Genomic DNA, 18,387 nt, shown 5'->3' with positions numbered 1-18,387 from the left:
TCAAAACGCGGACGAGTGCGTCCGGGTGGCTGGCCACGGCGATCAGCCGCTACAACTCTGTGACCGGGCTGAGCAGGCGATCGATCAGCTTCGGAACGCGGTCGTGGCAAGCTTGTTGTGGCGGGCCTTCTTGGGCAGCGCGGCGTTGACGGTGCGGATGCCGGTCCCGAGCATGTGCAGGCGTCGTTGGTCTTGCTGTGTCCAGGGCAGTTCGAACAACTCGCGCGCGCTGGGCCGCAGCATGCCCACAGCGCACAACCGCACGAGCGAACTCGCCGGGGGACGCAGCTTGTTCCACACGCTGTCGGGCAGGTAACGCGCCGGCGAGGACGACATGTAGCTGAGGAGCAGCGCCTTGAACATCGTGTGGAACGCGCGGTTGGTGTGCAGTCGCTCGGCGATCATCGTTTCGTAGTACACCTCGAACCCGGCGAGATCGGCCGGGAGATGCCAAGGCCGTAGACCTAACAGCTCGGCTAGTTGGCGCCAATCCTGATACAACCGCTCCCGATCGCTCTCGCTGATCGGCGAATTTATCATCACATAATATCGATTGAGCCCGTCGAACAATGTTGCGAGCACCCATGCGTAGGCTTCCGGGTGTAACGCATGATATCGGTTACCGTTGGCGTCGATACCTTTCATCGCCTTGTGCATCTCGAATAGCCGTTGCGATTCGCCTGCGGCGGCTGGTCCGCCGTAGATGAGCCGCCAGATCGACGCGATGGTCCGATTCAACCGACCAACCAAGTCTGTGGTGGTCGAATGATCGATGACCGCAGCGGCGATGATCGGATGCGCGACCTGCATCAGCAGGCTCGATGCGCCCTGCAGGACCACGGTTCGGTCTGCCGCTAACCGCCACGCCTCGCAGCCCGGGCCGAGCGGCTGCGCGTTGACCACAGCCCGCCTTGCGATAGCATCCATGCTTGCCTCCGCCTCAATTGTCGGTGTTGCGGTTTCGAACCATGGCAAGAAATCGATGATGCGCTAGCGCTAGATACTATACGTAGGTATTTACTAGGCGAGATTAGTTCGGTTGGTGCAGTTCGGCGAGAGTTGAATGGGGGTCGGGTAGCGGCAGGTTCAAATCCTGTTCGTTCAGAACGCCGTCAGAACTCGCCGATGAACGACGTCACGATTCACCGATGTAGCCCGACGTTCGGTCCTCGTACTCGCTTCTCGGCTACCGGATGTCTGGGGGGTGAAATATCGGGGTGTACGGATTAGTGCGTGAGGAATCCCAAGCTGACGGTCTGGGTTATCCGGGTCGATCGCTGTGCGTCGGAGCATTTGTCGCGCAGGGAGCGGTTCGTACCTTCGATCTCGCCGAGACACCCTGCGCGACTGCACGGGCGCCCGTCTGCCGCGGCTCGGGTCAGGTGCGGGGGCGTTCGAGGATGCGGGACATCACGATCGAGCTGCGGGTGCGGCCGACGCGGGCGTTCTCGCGGATCCGCTCGACGGTCACCTCGATCTCGGCCATGTCGGTGGCCATCACGTGGATCAGCGCGTCGGCCTCGCCCGCGATGGTCCACACGCCGACGATCTGCGGAATCGGTTCCAGGGTGCGGCGCAGTTCGGCGGGGGAGATGTTGTCGCGGTAGTACACCTCGACGTACGCCTCGGTTTTCCAGCCCATCGCGGCCGGGTTCACCAACGCGGTGAAACCGGTGATCTGTTTGCTCGCCACCATCTTGTCGACGCGCCGTTTCACCGCGGGTGCGGTGAGACCGACCGCGCTGCCGATTTCCTGGAACGAGGCCCGTGCCTGTCTGAGTAGGTGCTCCAGAATCCGCCGGTCGATGTCGTCCACGTCACACCTCTTTTTCTTCCACGCAATGATTCGATGTTCCGGGGTCGAAATGCGCAACGATTCGTTGTTACTGGTGCAATAGTAGGCGAATTACGGTCGTGTGAGCCGCAAGATCGCGCCGACCTACCGGGAGACACGTTGACGTCTGTAGCCACCCTCCGCGCCGAGTCCGCCGCCCGTAAACCGTCGTCGCGACGGTTCGTCATGTGCCGTCCGGACTACTTCGAGGTCACCTACTGCATCAATCCGTGGATGGATCCGGATGCGCCGGTCGACCGCGCCCTCGCCCTGCTCCAGTGGGAAACGCTGCGCGCCACCTACGAGGAGTACGGGCACAAGGTCGACGTGGTGCCCGGCGTGCCCGGCCTGCCCGACATGGTTTTCGCCGCCAACGGTGGTCTCATCGTCGGCGACCGCGCGATGTCGGCCCGGTTCACCCACATGCAGCGGGCCGCCGAGGGCCCGGCGTACCACAACTGGTTCGCCCAGCACGGCCTCGCCGGACTGGTCGACGCCAAGGAAATCAACGAGGGCGAGGGCGACTTCCTGCTGGTCGGCGAGCGGATGCTGGCCGGCATGGGCTTCCGCAGCTCGCTCGCCGCGCATCAAGAAGTGGCGCAGCACTTTTCGCGCGAGGTGGTGTCGCTGGAACTGGTCGACCCGCGCTTCTACCACCTCGACACCGTCCTGCTGCCCCTCGACGACACCACCATCGCCTACTTCCCACCCGCCTTCAGCGCCGCGAGTCAAGCGGTACTCGCCGAGCTGTTCCCGAACGCCATCGTCGCCACCGACGCCGACGCCGAGGTCCTCGGCTTGAACGGGGTCTCCGACGGCCTGAACGTCTTCCTCAGCAACAAAGCCACCGCCCTGACCGAAGCACTGCGCGCCCGCGGCTACAACCCCATCGGCATCGACATGTCAGAACTCCTCAAGGCCGGCGGCAGCGTCAAATGCTGCACCCTGGAAGTCCACGAATAGCCAACCACCCCAACAGAACACACCGGCGCCCTCAACCCTGAGGCCCACCGCGCACCCCAACCCCATCACCGCGAAATCCGCGGTCGGACCGGGGTTGGTCAGGTGGGCTGGGTTGGGGACTGGTGGTAGCCGGAGTCGGTGGCGACTATGTCGGTGACGGGGCCGTGAGGGCGGCCACAGCGGCGGTTGCAGCCGGACCAGTGTTGGCGGCCTGCGACGGTTACCTTGTCTGCTGGGACGATCGGGATGTTTTGGTGTGGAGGGTGATTCGGCTCGGGGAGGAGGACGCGGCCCGATTCGACGGCGGCCATTGCGTCTGCGCGGACGTCGGTGAGTGACTTCGCGCAGCCTGGGCGTCCTGCGCAGGCGCTGACTTGTAGCCAGGGGGAGGTGGCGTCGAAGATGAGGTCCATGGGGGCGAGCACGCGGACTACCTGCTCGGCGGTCCACTCGTCCATGTCGGTGATGATGAGGCTGCGCCATGGGGTGATGAAGACGGGGCGTTCGATGGCGGCGATGAATTCGGCCGTCCGGGCGGGTAGCGAGCCGAGCCGAACGCCGGCACCCAGGGTGACCAATCCGTTGTCCTGATCCAGCCAGCCGATCGGAATATCCTGGGCCGCAGCGATTTCCACGCGATCGGCAGCGCGGGTGCGAGCGAGTAGTTCGGCCAGCCGCTCGGCGCCGCCCTCGATATCGTGCAGGCGCCATTGGCCCGCATCGTCGCCGCGCAGGTCGAGAAACCCGTGCGCGGCGGCGAGCATGACGTCCACCGCGTCGGCGGCCGAGATCCGGATCCCGGTATCGCGTCCCGCCAGCAGGAGGGCGAATTCGTCTGTGCCCGTGGCGTGTACGCCGATATCGGCACTCAGCCCACTGACGTCCCCACGTCCGTCGTCCAGCGTGAACAGCACCCGCCCGGGCAGCTCGGCCAGGCGCGGCGCGGCCAGCAGTCCGGCGTCGAGGACCGGAACCAGCGCATGCACATTCGCCGAACCCCCGATCCGACCGGACAGCGGCGACGCGACAATATTGCGCACCCGCTCGTGCGTGTGGCTCGGCAACAATCCGGCCGCCCCGAGCAGGCCGGTCAGCGCACCCGCATCCCGCACCTGCCGCAGCTGAACATTCCCTCGCGACGTCAGTTCGATATTCCCGTCCCCGAGCTCGCGCGCCGCCTCCGCCAACACCTGCAACTGCCCCGGCTCCACCCGCCCTCCGGGCACCCTTATCCGCGCCAGCGGCCCATCGGCCGCCTCATGTAACCGCAGCACGCCGGGGCAGGAATCCGGAACACGTCGAGTCATAGTCCACCCAGCGTACGGATCCCCATCGATCAGCCGTTCAGGGAGCAGTCGCCTCGCCCTGATGCAACCGCAGCACGCCGGGCCTGGACCCCGGACATGTCGAGTCTTAATCCACTGAGCGTACGAATCCCCTTCGACCAGTTGTTCAGACAGCGGCCGGACTCGACCTGATGCAACCGCACGCCGCAGCCTGGGCGTAGTGGCTTGGTTGGCGAACCCGACGCCGCCGGCGGCGCCACACCCGACACCACCCATGCCGCGGAGATCACGCGGCGCCGGAAACCATCCGCTGACTTGACGTACGTTGCGTGCTCTTGACGCATGCTGCAACCTGCGTCAAGAGCACGCAACGTACGTCAAGTGTGTTTGGGGTGGGGCGAGCGACGCGCTTGCGGTGCTTCGAGGTCGGAGTGCTCAGCGAACGGCGAACTCTGAGTGCCGCTAGGGTGAGACATATGTCTGAAATCTCTACCTTGGCTGATCGTCTCGCGATCATCGACGTGGTCACCCGGATGTTCGTTTACACCGATCAGCGACGTTGGAACGATTTGGTTGACGCCGTTTTCACACCGAAGGTCGACTTCGACGGCGGATTCGGTGGCCCGGCCGGGGAGCGCGATGCGGTCGATATTGCCGAGGACTGGCGGGTGGGGCTCGGAGAGCTCGATGAGGTCCATCACCAGTCCGGAAACCACCTGGTCGACCTGGCGGGTGACGCGGCGAGCGTGCACGCGGACGCCATCGCCGTGCACGTGCAGAACTCCGCCACCAACGGCAAGACCCGCACCTTCGTCGGCAGCTACGACATCGGCACCGAACGGACCCCGAATGGCTGGCGGGTCAACAAGTTTCACTATCACCTCAAGGTCATCGACGGAAACGCCGATCTGACCTGACCGATCGGGAGGGCGTCGACGCCCGCTCCGGCTGCGGAGCGGCGTCCGCATTCGTCCGCTGCGGCAGGTAGCATCTGCATGCTCGGCGGGCGACGAGGAAACCGGTGGAAATCCGGTGCGGTCGCGCCACTGTTGAAAGCCAGACCCTCTGGGTTCTACCCACCCGCCAGCTCCGCTGGCTGCCGACCCCGGCGGCGAGCAGCAAACCCCGATGGGCGCGTAACCCAAGGAAGGCCGTCACCTGTGATTCTGCTGCTGTCCACGTCCGACACCGATTTGCTGAGCGCCCGCGCGAGCGGCGCCGAGTACCGGTGGGGCAACCCCGCGCGGTTGCTGGTGGACGACCTGCCCGCGTTGCTCGACGGCGCCGATCTGGTGATCGTGCGCATCCTCGGCGGCAAGCGCGCCTGGGAGGACGGCCTCGACGCGATCCGCGCCAGCGGGGTGCCGATGGTGGCGCTCGGTGGCGAGAGCGCGCCGGACGCAGAGCTGATGGAATGCTCGACCGTGCCCGGCGGTGTCGCCGCAGACGCGCACAACTACCTGGCCGCGGGCGGGTCGGAAAACCTGCTGCAGCTGCACAATTTCCTCTCCGACACGGTCCTGCTGACCGGCCACGGTTTCGAGCCGCCGGTGCAGCTGCCGAGCTGGGGTGTGCTGGAACGAGTTTCGGCCGAGCCGAGCGACGATCAGCCCACCGTGGCGGTGATCTACTACCGCGCACAGCATCTCGCCGGGAACACCGGTTACATCGACGCCCTGTGCCGCGCGATCGAAGACGCCGGCGCGCGCGCACTGCCGCTGTACTGCGCGTCGCTGCGCACCGCCGAGCCGGAACTGCTTGCCACGCTGCGGCAGGCCGACACCCTCGTGGTCACAGTGCTTGCCGCGGGTGGCACCAAGCCCGCGACCGCCTCGGCAGGCGGTGAAGACGAGGCATGGGATGTCGGCGCGCTCGCCGACCTGGATGTGCCCATCCTGCAAGGCCTGTGCCTCACCAGCGGCCGCGCACAGTGGGCGGCCAACGACGACGGCCTGTCCCCGCTGGACGTCGCCACTCAGGTCGCCGTCCCCGAGTTCGACGGCCGGATCATCACGGTTCCGTTCTCCTTCAAGGAGTTCGACGCCGACGGCCTGTCCACCTATGTCCCGGACGCCGAGCGCGCGGCCAGGGTCGCGGGCATCGCGGTGCGTTACGCGCGGCTGCGCCACATCCCCGCCGACCGCAAGCGCGTCGTCCTGATGCTGTCGGCCTACCCGACCAAGCACGCCCGCATCGGCAACGCCGTCGGCCTCGACACCCCCGCGAGCGCCATTCGCCTGCTCACCGAAATGCGCTCCGCCGGTTACCATCTCGGCGAGCCGGGGCAGATCCCCGGCCTGGACGAGCAGGACGGCGACGCGCTCATCCACGCCCTCATCGCCGCGGGCGGCCAGGATCCGGACTGGCTGACCGCGGAGCAGCTGGAGGGTAACCCGATTCGGATCGGCGCGGCCGCCTACACCGCGTGGTTCGACACGCTGCCCGAAGACCTGCGCGAAGCGATCATCGAGGCGTGGGGCCCGCCGCCCGGCGAGCTCTACGTCGACCGTTCCGCCGACCCGAAGGGCGAGATCGTCATCGCCGCATTGCGTTTCGGCAATGTGGTGCTGATGGTGCAGCCGCCCCGCGGTTTCGGTGAGAACCCGGTCGCGATCTACCACGACCCCGATCTGCCGCCCAGCCATCATTACCTCGCGGCCTACCAATGGGTCAGGTCAAGTGAGGGTTTCGGCGCGGACGCGATGGTGCACCTCGGCAAGCACGGCAACCTGGAATGGCTGCCGGGCAAGACGCTCGGCATGTCCGCCTCCTGCGGCACCGATGCCGCCCTCGGCGACCTGCCGTTGATCTACCCGTTCCTGGTGAACGACCCGGGCGAGGGCACCCAGGCCAAGCGCCGCGCGCACGCGACCCTGGTCGATCACCTGATCCCGCCGATGGCCCGCGCCGAAAGCTACGGCGACATCTCGCGTTTGGAGCAGCTGCTCGACGAGCACGCCAATATCTCCACCCTCGACCCGGCCAAACTGCCCGCGATCCGCCAGCAGATCTGGACGCTGATGCGGGCCGCCAAGATGGACCACGACCTCGGCCTCGCCGAACGCCCGGACGAGGACGTCTTCGACGACATGCTGCTGCACGTCGACGGCTGGCTGTGCGAGATCAAGGACGTGCAGATCCGCGACGGCCTGCACATCCTCGGCCAAGCACCGGCGGGGGAGAGCGAGGTCGACCTCGTGCTCGCCATGCTGCGCGCCCGCCAGCTGTGGGGCGGCGAGCGGAACGTGCCCGGCCTGCGGGAAGCTTTGGGGCTGGACGAATCCGGCACCGAGGTCCGCGGCCGAGTCGACGTCGTGGAAAATCAGGCTCGCGGATTGGTCGCCGCGTTGCAGGCAGCCGACTGGTCGGCAGACGCGGTGGACCGACTGGTGGACGAGTTCGCCGCCTCGCTCCGCGCGACTGCGGACGGCAGCCGTCCCGGTGCGCGATCGGCGGCCGAGAGTTCCAGCGAGACAGCCGCATCCGGCCTCGCCGACGCGGCCGCCATCCTGACCGCCGATCCCCAGCTCACCGCGGTCCGCGCGGTACTCCGTTTCGCCGCAACCGAAGTCGTCCCTCGGCTGCGCCAAACCGGCATCGAGGTCGACCGCGTCCTGCACGCCCTCAACGGTGGCTTCATCCCCGCGGGCCCCAGCGGATCACCCCTGCGCGGCCTGATCAACGTGCTGCCGACCGGCCGCAACTTCTACTCGGTCGACCCGAAGGCTGTCCCCTCGCGGTTGGCCTGGGAAACCGGTCAGGCCATGGCGGATTCGCTGCTCGCCCGTTATCTCGCCGACCACGGCGAGTACCCCCGTTCGGTGGGGCTGTCGGTGTGGGGTACGTCGGCGATGCGCACCTCCGGCGACGACATCGCCGAAGTCCTTGCGCTGCTTGGTGTCCGGCCGGTGTGGGACGAGGCGAGCCGCCGCGTCACCACCCTCGAGGTGATCTCGCTCGACGAATTGTCCCGTCCCCGTGTCGATGTGACGGTGCGCATCAGCGGCTTCTTCCGGGACGCGTTCCCGCATGTGCTCGCCTTGCTCGACGACGCGGTGCGGATGGTCGCCGAACTCGATGAGCCCGCCGAGTCGAATTACGTTCGCGCGCATGCCGAGGCCGATCTGGCCGAGCATGGCGACGCACGCCGCGCCACCACCCGCATCTTCGGTTCCAAGCCGGGCACCTACGGCGCGGGCCTGCTGCAGCTCATCGACTCCAAGAGCTGGCGCACCGACGACGACCTCGCACAGGTCTACACCACCTGGGGCGGCTACGCCTACGGTCGCGACCTCGACGGCGCACCCGCCGCCGACGACATGCGCACCGCGTACCGTCGAATCGCGGTGGCGGCCAAGAACACCGACACCCGCGAGCACGACATCGCCGACTCCGACGACTACTTCCAGTTCCACGGCGGCATGGTCGCCACCGTGCGCGCGCTCACCGGCAAGAACCCCGAGGCCTACATCGGCGACAGCACTCGCCCCGACGCGGTGCGCACCCGCACGCTCTCCGAGGAGACCTCCCGGGTGTTCCGTGCCCGGGTGGTGAACCCGCGCTGGCTGGAGGCCATGCGCAGGCACGGCTACAAGGGCGCGTTCGAGATGGCCGCGACGGTCGATTACCTGTTCGGCTACGACGCCACCACCAATGTCGTCGCCGACTGGATGTACGAGAAGCTCGCGGAGAGCTACGTTTTCGACGACGTGAACCGCAAGTTCATGGAGCAGTCCAACCCGTGGGCGCTGCACGGCATTGCCGAGCGGCTGCTGGAGGCCGCCGAGCGGGACTTGTGGGAGCACCCGGAGCAGGCGACACTGGATGGGTTGCGTCAGGTCTACTTGGAGACCGAAGGGGAATTGGAATAGCGTGAAAATCAACCCCCCAATTATTGGGGAGTTTGAAATGCGTGATCTTGCAAGGCAATTCAATTTTCTCAATCCTCTCGACAACGCTGTCGCCGAGAGCGCATGATCGATGGTGTTCCATGGCCGTTCCCGGGGAAACGCCAATCGAATCGGCTAGATGATTGGAAAGCCTTATGAATATCAGGAAGTTCGTAGCAACCGCGGTGCTCACCATCGCGGCAACAGGGGTCGCCGCCGCCACCGCACACGGTCAGGCGCAGGTGGCCGACGCCGCGTTCAGCGGGGTCGATCAGGGCGTCGCCTACACGGCGGCGGTCGCGCCCGACCATTCGAGCGCGACGCTGACCCTCGCCTCCGGCAAGTTCGTGCTGACGCCCGATCAGGGCATCTCTGTGGTGGCGCCGGACGGGTCGCTGGTCGCCAACGTGCCGACCACGATGCAGTCGGTGTCCGGCCAGCAGGTGCAGGTCGCGCCGGAAGTCAACGCCGGCGCAACCACATTGACGCTGACACCGGTCGCGGCCGCGACCCCGGAATTGGGGGCACCACAGTTCATCGGCGACGCGGGGACCACCGTGGCCGGGGTGTTGATCGGCTGTGCGATCGGGTTCTTGATCGGCCTGATCTTCGCCATTGTCGGAGCCATCCCGGGCTGCATCATCGGCGGAATCATCGGCGGCATTGCGGGTGCCAACCAGCCCTGACGGGTAATTACGGAAGTGACGGCCCGGCCTCGATCAGCGTATTCCGCTCGGTCCGGCCGGGTTTCACTTTATCGCCGAATTCCGGTGGCTCGATGTTTCACCGGTGACCGGCCGCCCGGCGAAATCGCTCGGCGGTCGCCAGCAGCTGTTCGGCGAGTTCGGGAGCGTCCAGCACCTCGAACTCGACATCGGCCAGACCGAGGTAGCAGGTGAGCATCTGCGGTGTGTCCGAACCCACCTGAACCACACAGTGATCCGGCCCGTCCGGCTCGACCGACAGCGCCGCCGGAATCTTCGCCCGAATCTCGCTCTCGGACGCGGCCATGCGCACGGTCGCGCGAAAACGCCAGGTGGCCGCGCCGACGCCACGCTGTACCCGCTCGGCGATCTCGGCCTCCGGCAGCACCCGCGCCGTGAACCGCGGGCCGTTCGGCGTTTTCGGCACGATCCGATCGACCCGGAAGGTGCGCCAGTCGTCGCGCCCGGGATCCCACCCGACCAGATACCAATGGCCGCGCCAGTGCACGAGCCGATGCGGCTCGACGTCGCGGCGTGACGGTGTGCCGGAATGTGTTTCGTAGCCGAAGCGCAATCGCTCGCCGGCCCGAATCGCGCCGGCGACCGCGGTGAGCACCGCCGCGTCGACGGTCGGCCTGCCGACGCCGGGCACGTGCACGGTGGCCGAGGTCAACGCCGCCACCCGATTGCGCAGCCGCGAAGGCAGCACCTGCTGCAGCTTCACCAGCGCCCGCACCGAGGTCTCCTCGATCCCGGTGACCGCGCCGTTGGCCGCGGTGGCCAGGCCGACCGCGACCGCGACGGCCTCGTCGTCATCGAGCAGCAGCGGCGGCAGCGCGGAGCCCGCGCCGAGCCGGTAACCGCCCGCGACACCGGGTGTGGCGTGCACCGGGTAGCCGAGGGTCCGTAGTCGCTCGATGTCGGTGCGGATCGTGCGGGTGGACACCCCGAGCCGCTCGGCCAGCACCCGGCCGGTCCAATCACGATGCAGCTGTAGTAGCGACAGCAGCCGAAGCAGCCGCGCGGAGGTTTCCAACATCACTCGATCATCGCAGCGATCGCGGAAGATACCCTTCCGCGATTACTCAGCCGACGACGGCGTTCATGATCGTGCCCGCACTCGTGGCGACCACACCGCCGATCATGGCACCGGCGATCATCTTCGGCGAATCGATCGGACCGCCCTGCCACTTCTCCCACGCGAATCGCCCACCGGCGTAGGTGATTCCACACACTCCGGAGAGCAGCACCAGCCAGGTGAGGTAGCGGACCATCTGCAAGATCTTGTCCGAGGCCGGCGGTGCTTCCGGCGTCGGATTACCGATCTGCGCGAGGAGGGCGTCGTGCACAGCGATGATGACCATGAATACGCTCGCTTCGGGGGTCGATGTGTCACCCGTAAAGGTGCCACTGCGCGTTGTCTGGGTGATAGCCATGCTTGTACCGGACAGTATGTGCGGCGCCGACGATTTCGTGGAGCGTACGGAAGAACCTGTCGGGAATGTCCGATCATCGATGTGGGCGCAGGGATTCGTATCGCGTCGGCCCGTGGGCAGCGGCATCGGTGAGGTGCGTGAGCACGAAGGGAACCGACACCGTTTCCAATCCCTGCGGAACGTCGAGCACGGGGTGCACATTCACCTCGAACACCGCGCCGCCGCGCTCGGGCACCAGATCGACACCGCCGAACGATAGCCCGACCGATGCTGTGGCCCGGATAGCGAGTTCGAGGAGGTGCTGGGGGAGCGCATCGGGTGCGAGCACGGTGGAGACCGCGCCCTGCGCCTCGTTGCAGGGAGCCTCCGGATTGTGCTGAACATGCTCGCACACGCGCAACACCCGCTCGCCGAGCACGACTACGCGGTACTGGTGGCGGCGGCCGTGCTCGTCGAAGTTGCCTGCGTCGCGGGTGAGCAGCCAACTGCTGCCGGACTTTTGGTAAAGCTCGAGCGCCGCGTGCAGTTGCGCCTCGGTGGTCACGTGGCAGACATCGCGCCCGCCGAAGCCGATGGCCGGCCGGGTCCACACATCGCGTCCGAGCCGATCGAAGGCAGTCAACGCCGTGTGCCAGGTGGGGCGGTTCAGTATGAGCGATTCCTCTTGCGGGATGCCCTCGGTCCGGAATCGATCGACCGTGCACCGCTTGTCGGTGGCGTTTCGCCACGCCTGCGCATCGGCACCGAGGCAGGGGATACCGCTGCGCGCGACAGCCGCTTGGAAGCGGGTGAATCGATGCCGATCGCCCGGCGGTATTTCGTAGATCACGAGTGCGCAGGGCCGCACCTCGACATTCTCGGACGGCACCACGAGCGTCGGCCGAACACCGAGACGAAGCACACCAGTGCCGCCGTCATAGAAATGTCTCGCGTCGACCATCAATGGCGCGGCGCCGGTGACTAATTCGACGGCGCGGGCGAGCTGAGCCGAGCTGCCCTCGGTGGAACTGTGGTCGGTCATGACGACGATGTCGCTGGTATTTCTCATCGTGCACCACCGTCCTGCGGCAGGGGCGAATCCACTATCGAGACAGTGTCACTCCGCGTCGGCGCGGCGAATCCAGTTCCGGCGCAAGCCGACCCCTCGGCGACCATGGCCGGCGTTTGACCGGCATGATCATTATCCTACCGGACGGCAGGTGTCCGGCATTGGCGAAAGCTGAACGGCCGCAACGAAAGTGTTGGTTCAGGACCGCAGTGAACGCGCGACGCGGAAACCGACGTCGTCCAACCGCAGGGTCGGGTGGCTGCGGCGGCGCACCGACGCGCGGCAGCTCCAGTGTTCGTCGAACCAGCCGCCGCCGCGCAAAACCCGGTAGGAGCCGTAGATTTCGGCGTCGTAGATGTCCCAGCACCAGTCCCAGGTGTTGCCGAGCATGTCGTACAGGCCCCACGCGTTGGGCCGCTTGCCGCCCACTTCGTGCATGTGCTCGTTCGAATTACCCCGGTACCAGGCGATGTCATCGAGCTCGCCGTAGCGCGGGCCGGTGCTACCCGCGCGGCAGGCGTGCTCCCATTCGGCCTCGGTCGGTAGTCGGTAGCCGTCGGCGGCGGCGTCCCATTCGACGTTCTCCTCGTCGAGTCGATACGCGGGCGCCAGCCCTTCCGCGGCCGACAGGGCATTGCAGAATCGCAGCGTGTCCCACCAGGAGACGCTGTCGACCGGCAGGCGGTCGCCTCGGCTGCTGCTCGGCAGCAGTCCGGTGACCAGCTCGTACTGTTCCTGGGTGACCGGGACCGCCGCCATCTGGAATGGCGCGACCGTGACCGGCCAACTGCGCTGGGTTCGCCGATCCGACAGCGTCACCATTCCCGCCGGGATGGCAACCAGCATGTTCAGGCTCGCGTCTCGGAAACCGGCTCGTCGTGTTCCATGGCGGGCCGCACCGGATCGGGGAACACGAATTTACGCATGGCCCACCAGCGGAAAACCGTGGCGAGCAGGGTGCCGATTACGGTCGCGCTGATGAAGTCGGCGATGTTCTCCGTCAACACCGAGACATGCGGGGCGCGCAGCTCGAAGAGGTAGCTCGACACGGCGAGCGGCAGCTGGTTGATCACCATGCCGATGCTTGCCACCAGGAAGAACAGCGCCGCTTCGTGACGGCGCTCACGTCCGCCGCGTGCGGTGAACGCCCACTCGCGGTTCAGCACGTAGGAGACCACGGTGGCGATCAGCACGGCGACCACGTTCGCGGTCACCGGCTTGCCTTCCAGCACAGTCCATTTCAGTCCGAAGAAGAGCACCATGGTGGTGACGAAGGCGATAGCTCCGACGGTCAGGAATTTCAGCAACTCCGCGTTCCGCACGAACACGGACAGCATCCGGCTCGGTACGCGCGCTGCGACGATCTGGGCCAAGAACATCGGGCAAGGTTATCCGAGGGGCAAAGAGGCAGTAGCGGGCGGACCGTTGCCGGGTGGCGGCTGACTGGCGAATTCTTGGTGCGCGGTAGGTGACGGCGAGCGGAACAGTTTGGGCACGATTCGGCGGCGGCGTTGCTAATTCGTTATCTGCGAACGGCTTTCGAACGGCGATTCGCGGGGAAGATCATTGTCGCGGTGCTCGTACAGGTGCACGGGCACGCGAGCTCACCGATTGCGGCATCGCTCGGTGCGCCGATTACCTAGAAGTATGAAAGCCTCTTGTATCGAGGCAGGGGCCCAGAGGAAATCACTCGGACACCGGTCGGCACAACCCGCGGGGCCTCAGCTACGTGCTGAGGCCCCCGCAGTGCATCAGGGGACCGAGTTGCCGGGTCGGGGGTCGCGTACGTAGTCGGGGCCGTGTACGCGCGGTTCCAGGATGTGTCAGGCGTTAGCAGTTCCCGCCATGAGGTGACTTTGGTACAGCTGGGGGTCAGCAGGCTCGGCATGGGACGTACAGCACGCGCGTGGCGTGCAGAGCGGCGTAGTGCAGTGCCGGGCCGTCGGTGGTGACGGCGTCGTCTGGCCGGGCGACCTCGCCATTACGCTCGCCCGGGCGGCGTGCACGATCGCCTCGACGCAGACATTTGGTTTGCATTCCGGCGACTACCAGGCGATGCACGTTCAGGTAATGCAGCAGCGGCTCCAACTCGGTGTAGGCGAAGAAGCTGTGTGCTTCGGAAGAGCCCTCTGTTCCGGCCGCTCACCGTTTCTGCGACCCGCACATCCGCTATACCTGGTGTGCGGGTCGCAGAAACGGTGAGCGGCTGACGACGGAGCCGCCATTGGATACTGGCTGGCGCTCTTTCGCGGCCGTCAGGGGCGGTCTTGACCACGAGCGGGCGGTGCGGCGTCCATGATCTGCCTTCCACTCCTGGTGCTCGGTCGACAGGTTCGGCACCAGGTGTCTATTGCAGCTGGCGGCGTGGGCGGCCCGGTGCCAGCCAGCCTGGCCATCGTGCAAGGTGGGGATCAGACGCCGGGCGGCGCTTGCGATGGAGCGCAAGGGATCTGGCGTGGTGTGCCGGGGTCGAGGGCGCGCAGGGCGAGTGCGGTGACGGTGGGGTCGACCGAGACGGAGAGATGGCCGGCCAGGTTCACCGGGCAGATGTCTTGCAGCACAATGTTTGTCGCGTTCGGAGCGGTTCGGATGCCGCTGGTGTAGGGCTGCACCTGGATGTCGGTGGTGGTGACGATGTTGGTGTAGTGCACATTCGGCGCGTAGACGCCGCTGGCCTGCAGTCGATTGATGAAGTCGGACCCGGTCCGCAGTTCCGCGCAGGCGGCGCAGGTGGGATCGAGCGACTCGTAGAGGTCGCCGTGCAGGCCGAGGATCGATAGCGGCGAGTCGAGTGGGTCGGTGATCGCGGTGCCCGCCCAGATCGGGGCCAGATTGATCGCCTGGTCGACGGCTGCGGCCCCGTCCAGGAATTGCAAGTATCCGGCGCTGACCAGGGTCCCCTCGGACCAGCTGAGCAGATCGACTCGATCGGATCTCGTGGCGGCTCGTACCTGATCGACGAATTGCCGTAGTTCCGAACTGGATTGGTCGATCGGTGCCCGGCCGCCGACGCCCGCCACGATTCCGCGATCCGTCGAATAGACGCCATAGGTGAGCGCGTAGACGCAATACCCTTCGTTTGCGAGTAGCGGAGCGAATGTCTGCCAACTGTTTTCGCCGTTACCGCTGAGGCCGTGAACCAAGACGACAGGCCGTGGATGAGCCGCCGACGGGACGCATCCCCAGTCGTTCGCGCCGGGGGGTGCGCCCGGCGGCGCGGTGGTCACGCTCGCGGAAACCATGGCGGCCAAGGAATATGGCACCGGTAGTGGGGCGGCGGAGGCGGTGCCGAGCGTGAGCGGGATGGTGGCGGCCACCGCCGCTGTCATGAGCATAAATCGACGCATTGCTGCTTACTTCCTTCGATGGAGATCCTCGGCTGGGCGATCGGCGGGTGCTCAGCCGTAGTCGACGGGAGCTCCGATCTCGACGATGACGCCATTGGGATCGCGGACAACGGCCACCCGCTGCCCCCACGGCCGCGTCGTCGGCACCAGCGCGCTGTGCGCGCCCGCCGCCAGCGCGCTCCGGTAGGCCTCGTCCACGTCCGCCGTTTCGAGGGCTACCCGAAAAGCGTTGGCTGGACCGGGTTTCGCGAAATCGTCGATCTTTTTCCAGTGTTCGATGGTGAGGCTCGGGGCCGACGCGCCAGGCGTCCGTACGCCCCACCCCAGCACCACGAAGGTGCCATCAGGATCGGCGAACACCGTGCCGAGTCCGAACGCCTCCTCGTAGAACGCCGCCGTCGCATCCACATCGTCCACCATCAAGGTCACTCCGCCGAAATGCATGGCTTGCCTCCTCGAGAGAACTTCCAGCTATTTGGTAAGAAGGATTACCATATAGTAGCCAGGGTGTTATTCCTAGTGTTTTGGACGAAAAAAAGCCCTAGGCGGCTGGAATGCTCGCCTAGGGCGCGGCCAACTACGTTGAATCGGTCGCCACGGCTAACGGATGGCGAATGCTATCGGCCGGGGCCGACGCGACCGATCGTCGATGGTTGATCAATTGCGGTATATCGCCACGTAAGCGTTGGTCGCGGTGCCGATGCTGGTGGGCCCGAGGCACGAGGCCGAACCTTGACCGGACGGGCTGAAGGAACCGCCCCACGAGCCCCGGTACGGACCGATGGCCATGAGAGGGAAGGCGTTCGGCACGCCGGCCAAGCCGAAACACTCGACAACCACGGTGTACTCCCTGCCCGCGGGTGCGTCATCGTCGTGGCACGTCGCCGTCGCGCTGACCAGGTCCCGCGTGACGACACAGTCCTGGGGCGCGGCCTGGGCGGTACCGGAGCCGACCACTGCGGCAAAACCTAGCAGCGATGCCGCGGCGACCGTGACTCGCGCGGTGGCGGCCATCGAATTTCTCATGTGGAGCCCTCCCTCTCAGCTTGTCCTTGGAAGTCGGCGGCGAGCGCCGAGTCATTACAGCCTGCCTCGAGCGAGCGGCGTATCAGGGCAGTTCGCAACTGACTGGTAGCGGGAGCCAAGGAAAAGAATCTGGATGAGGATTGCGGAAGTAGGTCTTCCGCAATGCCCAGGAGGGTGGTTCTCATGACGAACACAGCGATCCGCCCCTTCCGTATCGACATTCCGCAGGCCGAGCTCGAGGAGCTGCGTGACCGGCTGGCGCATGCGCGGGTGCCGCATGCGGTGCCGGGAACCGAAAACGATTGGGGCCGTGGCATTGCGCCGGGGTACCTCGCGGAGTTGGCGGAGTATTGGCGAGACGGGTTCGACTGGCGGGCGCAGGAGGCGAGGCTGAATGCTTATGACCAGTTCACGACCGAGATCGATGGGCAGACAATTCATTTCATCCACGTGCGGTCGGCGGAGGCGGGGGCGGTGCCGCTGTTGATCACGCACGGTTATCCGGGGTCGGTGGTCGAATTCCTCGACCTGATCGGGCCTTTGACGGATCCCGTTGCGCACGGCGGGGATTCGGCGGACGCGTTTCACGTGGTGATTCCGTCGCTGCCGGGGTTCGGGTTCTCCACGCCGCTGGCGTCGACGGGGTGGGAGTTGGCGCGGACGACAGACGCGTTCGCGGAGTTGATGACTCGGCTGGGATATGAGAAGTTCGCGGCGCAGGGCGGGGATGTCGGTGCGGGGGTGACCGGGCGGCTGGCGGCGATCTACCCGGAGCGGGTGATCGCGACGCACGTCAACAGTGATCAGGGCTCACTCGGCTTGGTGGGCGAACAGTTGCCGGTGCCGGAGGGGCTGACCAACGAGGAGTTGGCGGCGATCAAGGAGGCGCAGGTGCGGTGGTCGGGGCAGAAGGGGTACCTGGTGTTGCAGACGACGCAGCCCAATGCGATCGCCGCGGCGTTGACCGATTCGCCGATCGCGCAGTTGGCATGGATCGCGGAGAAGTTCCAGGTCTGGACCGACCAGGCGCGTGCGGCCGGTGAGGCGGTGGATCGTGATCTGCTGCTGACCAACATCAGCATCTACTGGTTCACCCGCAGCGGTGCATCGGCCGCCCAGTTCCTATGGGAGACAGCTCATTCCGGGATGGATTGGGTGATGCCCTCGGGTGTGCCGCAGGGTTGGGCGGTGTTCAATACGAGTCCGCTGATGCGTCGGGTCATGAACCCGGGCGGGTACATCGAACACTTCACCGAGTACGCCGAGGGCGGGCACTTCGCTGCCATGGAGCAGCCGCAGTTGTTTCTCGAGGATGTGCGGACGTTCTTCCGCAGCCATCGCGGGTGAGTCGCGGCGGGGTGCGCCGGCCGGCGGTGCACCCCGCGCATACGTCGCGGTGCGCAGCGCGGATTTGCGCCCGCAGGCTGATGTCCGGCCACGCCCAGCGGCCTACCGTTTTCGCTATGACATGGAATGAGCTGAGCGCGAGCAAATTCGTGCTGTTGACGACCTACAAGAAGGACGGCACCCCGGTGGGGACGCCGGTCTGGGTCGCGCCGGACGGGGATCGAATCGTCGTGTGGACCAACCCGACGACATGGAAGGTCAAGCGCGTCCGCCGCAACCCGGACGTGACGCTGCAGGCCTCCGACGCCCGCGGCCGCCCGAAGGTCGACGAGATCTTCGCGGGCACCGCAACGGTCCTCGATGCCGACGGCACGCAGCGGGTGCGCGACCTGGTTTCGCGTAAGTACGGGCTCACCGGCACGCTGGTCATCAAGCTGCACAAGCTGTTTCGCGGTGCGGATGGCTCCATCGGCCTCGCCATCGCCCAGCGGGCAGGTGAGTAACCGG

Annotated in this window: 17 protein-coding genes; 6 read left to right on the top strand and 11 right to left on the bottom strand. The window is 66.3% G+C overall.

Annotation, left to right across the window (positions count from 1 at the left end):
* Nucleotides 1-84: 84 nt before the first annotated feature.
* Both ACIBCN_RS07705 and ACIBCN_RS07700 read right to left on the bottom strand, forming a co-directional pair.
* Nucleotides 85-975, bottom strand: coding sequence for an oxygenase MpaB family protein (locus ACIBCN_RS07705; protein WP_396990705.1), 891 nt, complete (start codon nt 973-975; stop codon nt 85-87).
* 403 nt (nt 976-1,378) lie between these two features.
* The gene (locus tag ACIBCN_RS07700; protein WP_396990704.1) at nt 1,379-1,816 is read right to left on the bottom strand and encodes an Lrp/AsnC family transcriptional regulator; all 438 of its coding nucleotides are present in this window, start codon (nt 1,814-1,816) and stop codon (nt 1,379-1,381) included.
* A 138-nt stretch (nt 1,817-1,954) separates the two neighbouring features.
* Here ACIBCN_RS07700 and ddaH point away from each other — a divergent pair, with 138 nt between their 5' ends.
* Nucleotides 1,955-2,797: a dimethylargininase gene (ddaH, locus tag ACIBCN_RS07695; RefSeq protein ID WP_396990703.1), complete on the top strand. Its 843-nt coding sequence runs from the start codon at nt 1,955-1,957 to the stop codon at nt 2,795-2,797.
* Between the two features lie 98 nt (nt 2,798-2,895).
* On the opposite strand, the gene cobG is transcribed toward ddaH, so the two are convergent.
* Nucleotides 2,896-4,104, bottom strand: a complete 1,209-nt coding sequence (cobG, locus tag ACIBCN_RS07690) for a precorrin-3B synthase (protein ID WP_396990702.1) — start codon at nt 4,102-4,104, stop codon at nt 2,896-2,898.
* A gap of 455 nt (nt 4,105-4,559) precedes the next feature.
* Here cobG and ACIBCN_RS07685 point away from each other — a divergent pair, with 455 nt between their 5' ends.
* The 3 genes from ACIBCN_RS07685 to ACIBCN_RS07675 all read left to right on the top strand — a co-directional run bounded on the left by ACIBCN_RS07685 (nt 4,560) and on the right by ACIBCN_RS07675 (nt 9,658).
* Nucleotides 4,560-5,000: a nuclear transport factor 2 family protein gene (locus ACIBCN_RS07685; RefSeq protein WP_396990701.1), complete on the top strand. Its 441-nt coding sequence runs from the start codon at nt 4,560-4,562 to the stop codon at nt 4,998-5,000.
* 243 nt (nt 5,001-5,243) lie between these two features.
* The gene (gene cobN / locus ACIBCN_RS07680; protein WP_396990700.1) at nt 5,244-8,954 is read left to right on the top strand and encodes a cobaltochelatase subunit CobN; all 3,711 of its coding nucleotides are present in this window, start codon (nt 5,244-5,246) and stop codon (nt 8,952-8,954) included.
* Nucleotides 8,955-9,127: 173 nt separating this feature from the next.
* Nucleotides 9,128-9,658 (top strand): hypothetical protein, encoded by a 531-nt coding sequence (locus ACIBCN_RS07675; protein ID WP_396990699.1) that lies wholly within the window; start codon nt 9,128-9,130, stop codon nt 9,656-9,658.
* Nucleotides 9,659-9,755: 97 nt separating this feature from the next.
* Here ACIBCN_RS07675 and ACIBCN_RS07670 read toward each other — a convergent pair whose 3' ends face one another.
* The 8 genes from ACIBCN_RS07670 to ACIBCN_RS07635 form a co-directional block, all read right to left on the bottom strand.
* The gene (locus tag ACIBCN_RS07670; RefSeq protein ID WP_396990698.1) at nt 9,756-10,715 is read right to left on the bottom strand and encodes a helix-turn-helix transcriptional regulator; all 960 of its coding nucleotides are present in this window, start codon (nt 10,713-10,715) and stop codon (nt 9,756-9,758) included.
* Nucleotides 10,716-10,761: 46 nt separating this feature from the next.
* A complete protein-coding gene (locus ACIBCN_RS07665; protein WP_396990697.1) occupies nt 10,762-11,040 on the bottom strand; it encodes a hypothetical protein in 279 nt (92 codons plus the stop codon).
* Between the two features lie 145 nt (nt 11,041-11,185).
* Nucleotides 11,186-12,160: a RimK family alpha-L-glutamate ligase gene (locus ACIBCN_RS07660; protein WP_396990696.1), complete on the bottom strand. Its 975-nt coding sequence runs from the start codon at nt 12,158-12,160 to the stop codon at nt 11,186-11,188.
* A 198-nt stretch (nt 12,161-12,358) separates the two neighbouring features.
* The gene (locus ACIBCN_RS07655; protein ID WP_396991159.1) at nt 12,359-13,003 is read right to left on the bottom strand and encodes a formylglycine-generating enzyme family protein; all 645 of its coding nucleotides are present in this window, start codon (nt 13,001-13,003) and stop codon (nt 12,359-12,361) included.
* Nucleotides 13,004-13,008: 5 nt separating this feature from the next.
* Nucleotides 13,009-13,539 carry a GtrA family protein gene (locus tag ACIBCN_RS07650; RefSeq protein WP_396990695.1) on the bottom strand — a complete coding sequence of 177 codons (531 nt, stop codon included), beginning with the start codon at nt 13,537-13,539 and terminating at the stop codon, nt 13,009-13,011.
* Between the two features lie 1,032 nt (nt 13,540-14,571).
* The gene (locus ACIBCN_RS07645; protein ID WP_396990694.1) at nt 14,572-15,489 is read right to left on the bottom strand and encodes an esterase/lipase family protein; all 918 of its coding nucleotides are present in this window, start codon (nt 15,487-15,489) and stop codon (nt 14,572-14,574) included.
* A gap of 69 nt (nt 15,490-15,558) precedes the next feature.
* Nucleotides 15,559-15,951 (bottom strand): VOC family protein, encoded by a 393-nt coding sequence (locus tag ACIBCN_RS07640; RefSeq protein WP_396990693.1) that lies wholly within the window; start codon nt 15,949-15,951, stop codon nt 15,559-15,561.
* Between the two features lie 213 nt (nt 15,952-16,164).
* Entirely contained in the window at nt 16,165-16,533 is a 369-nt protein-coding gene (locus ACIBCN_RS07635; protein ID WP_396990692.1) for a hypothetical protein, read from the bottom strand.
* Between the two features lie 183 nt (nt 16,534-16,716).
* Between ACIBCN_RS07635 and ACIBCN_RS07630 the strand changes: the two genes are divergently transcribed.
* Nucleotides 16,717-17,880, top strand: a complete 1,164-nt coding sequence (locus ACIBCN_RS07630) for an epoxide hydrolase family protein (RefSeq protein ID WP_396990691.1) — start codon at nt 16,717-16,719, stop codon at nt 17,878-17,880.
* Nucleotides 17,881-17,996: 116 nt separating this feature from the next.
* The gene (locus tag ACIBCN_RS07625; RefSeq protein WP_396990690.1) at nt 17,997-18,383 is read left to right on the top strand and encodes a PPOX class F420-dependent oxidoreductase; all 387 of its coding nucleotides are present in this window, start codon (nt 17,997-17,999) and stop codon (nt 18,381-18,383) included.
* The last annotated feature ends 4 nt before the right edge of the window (nt 18,384-18,387 follow it).

It is taken from the genome of Nocardia sp. NPDC051052, from assembly GCF_044456045.1.
Lineage (GTDB): Bacteria > Actinomycetota > Actinomycetes > Mycobacteriales > Mycobacteriaceae > Nocardia.
The sequence above is the reverse complement of the archived record's forward strand: the minus strand, read 5'-3'. Positions and strand labels throughout refer to the sequence as shown.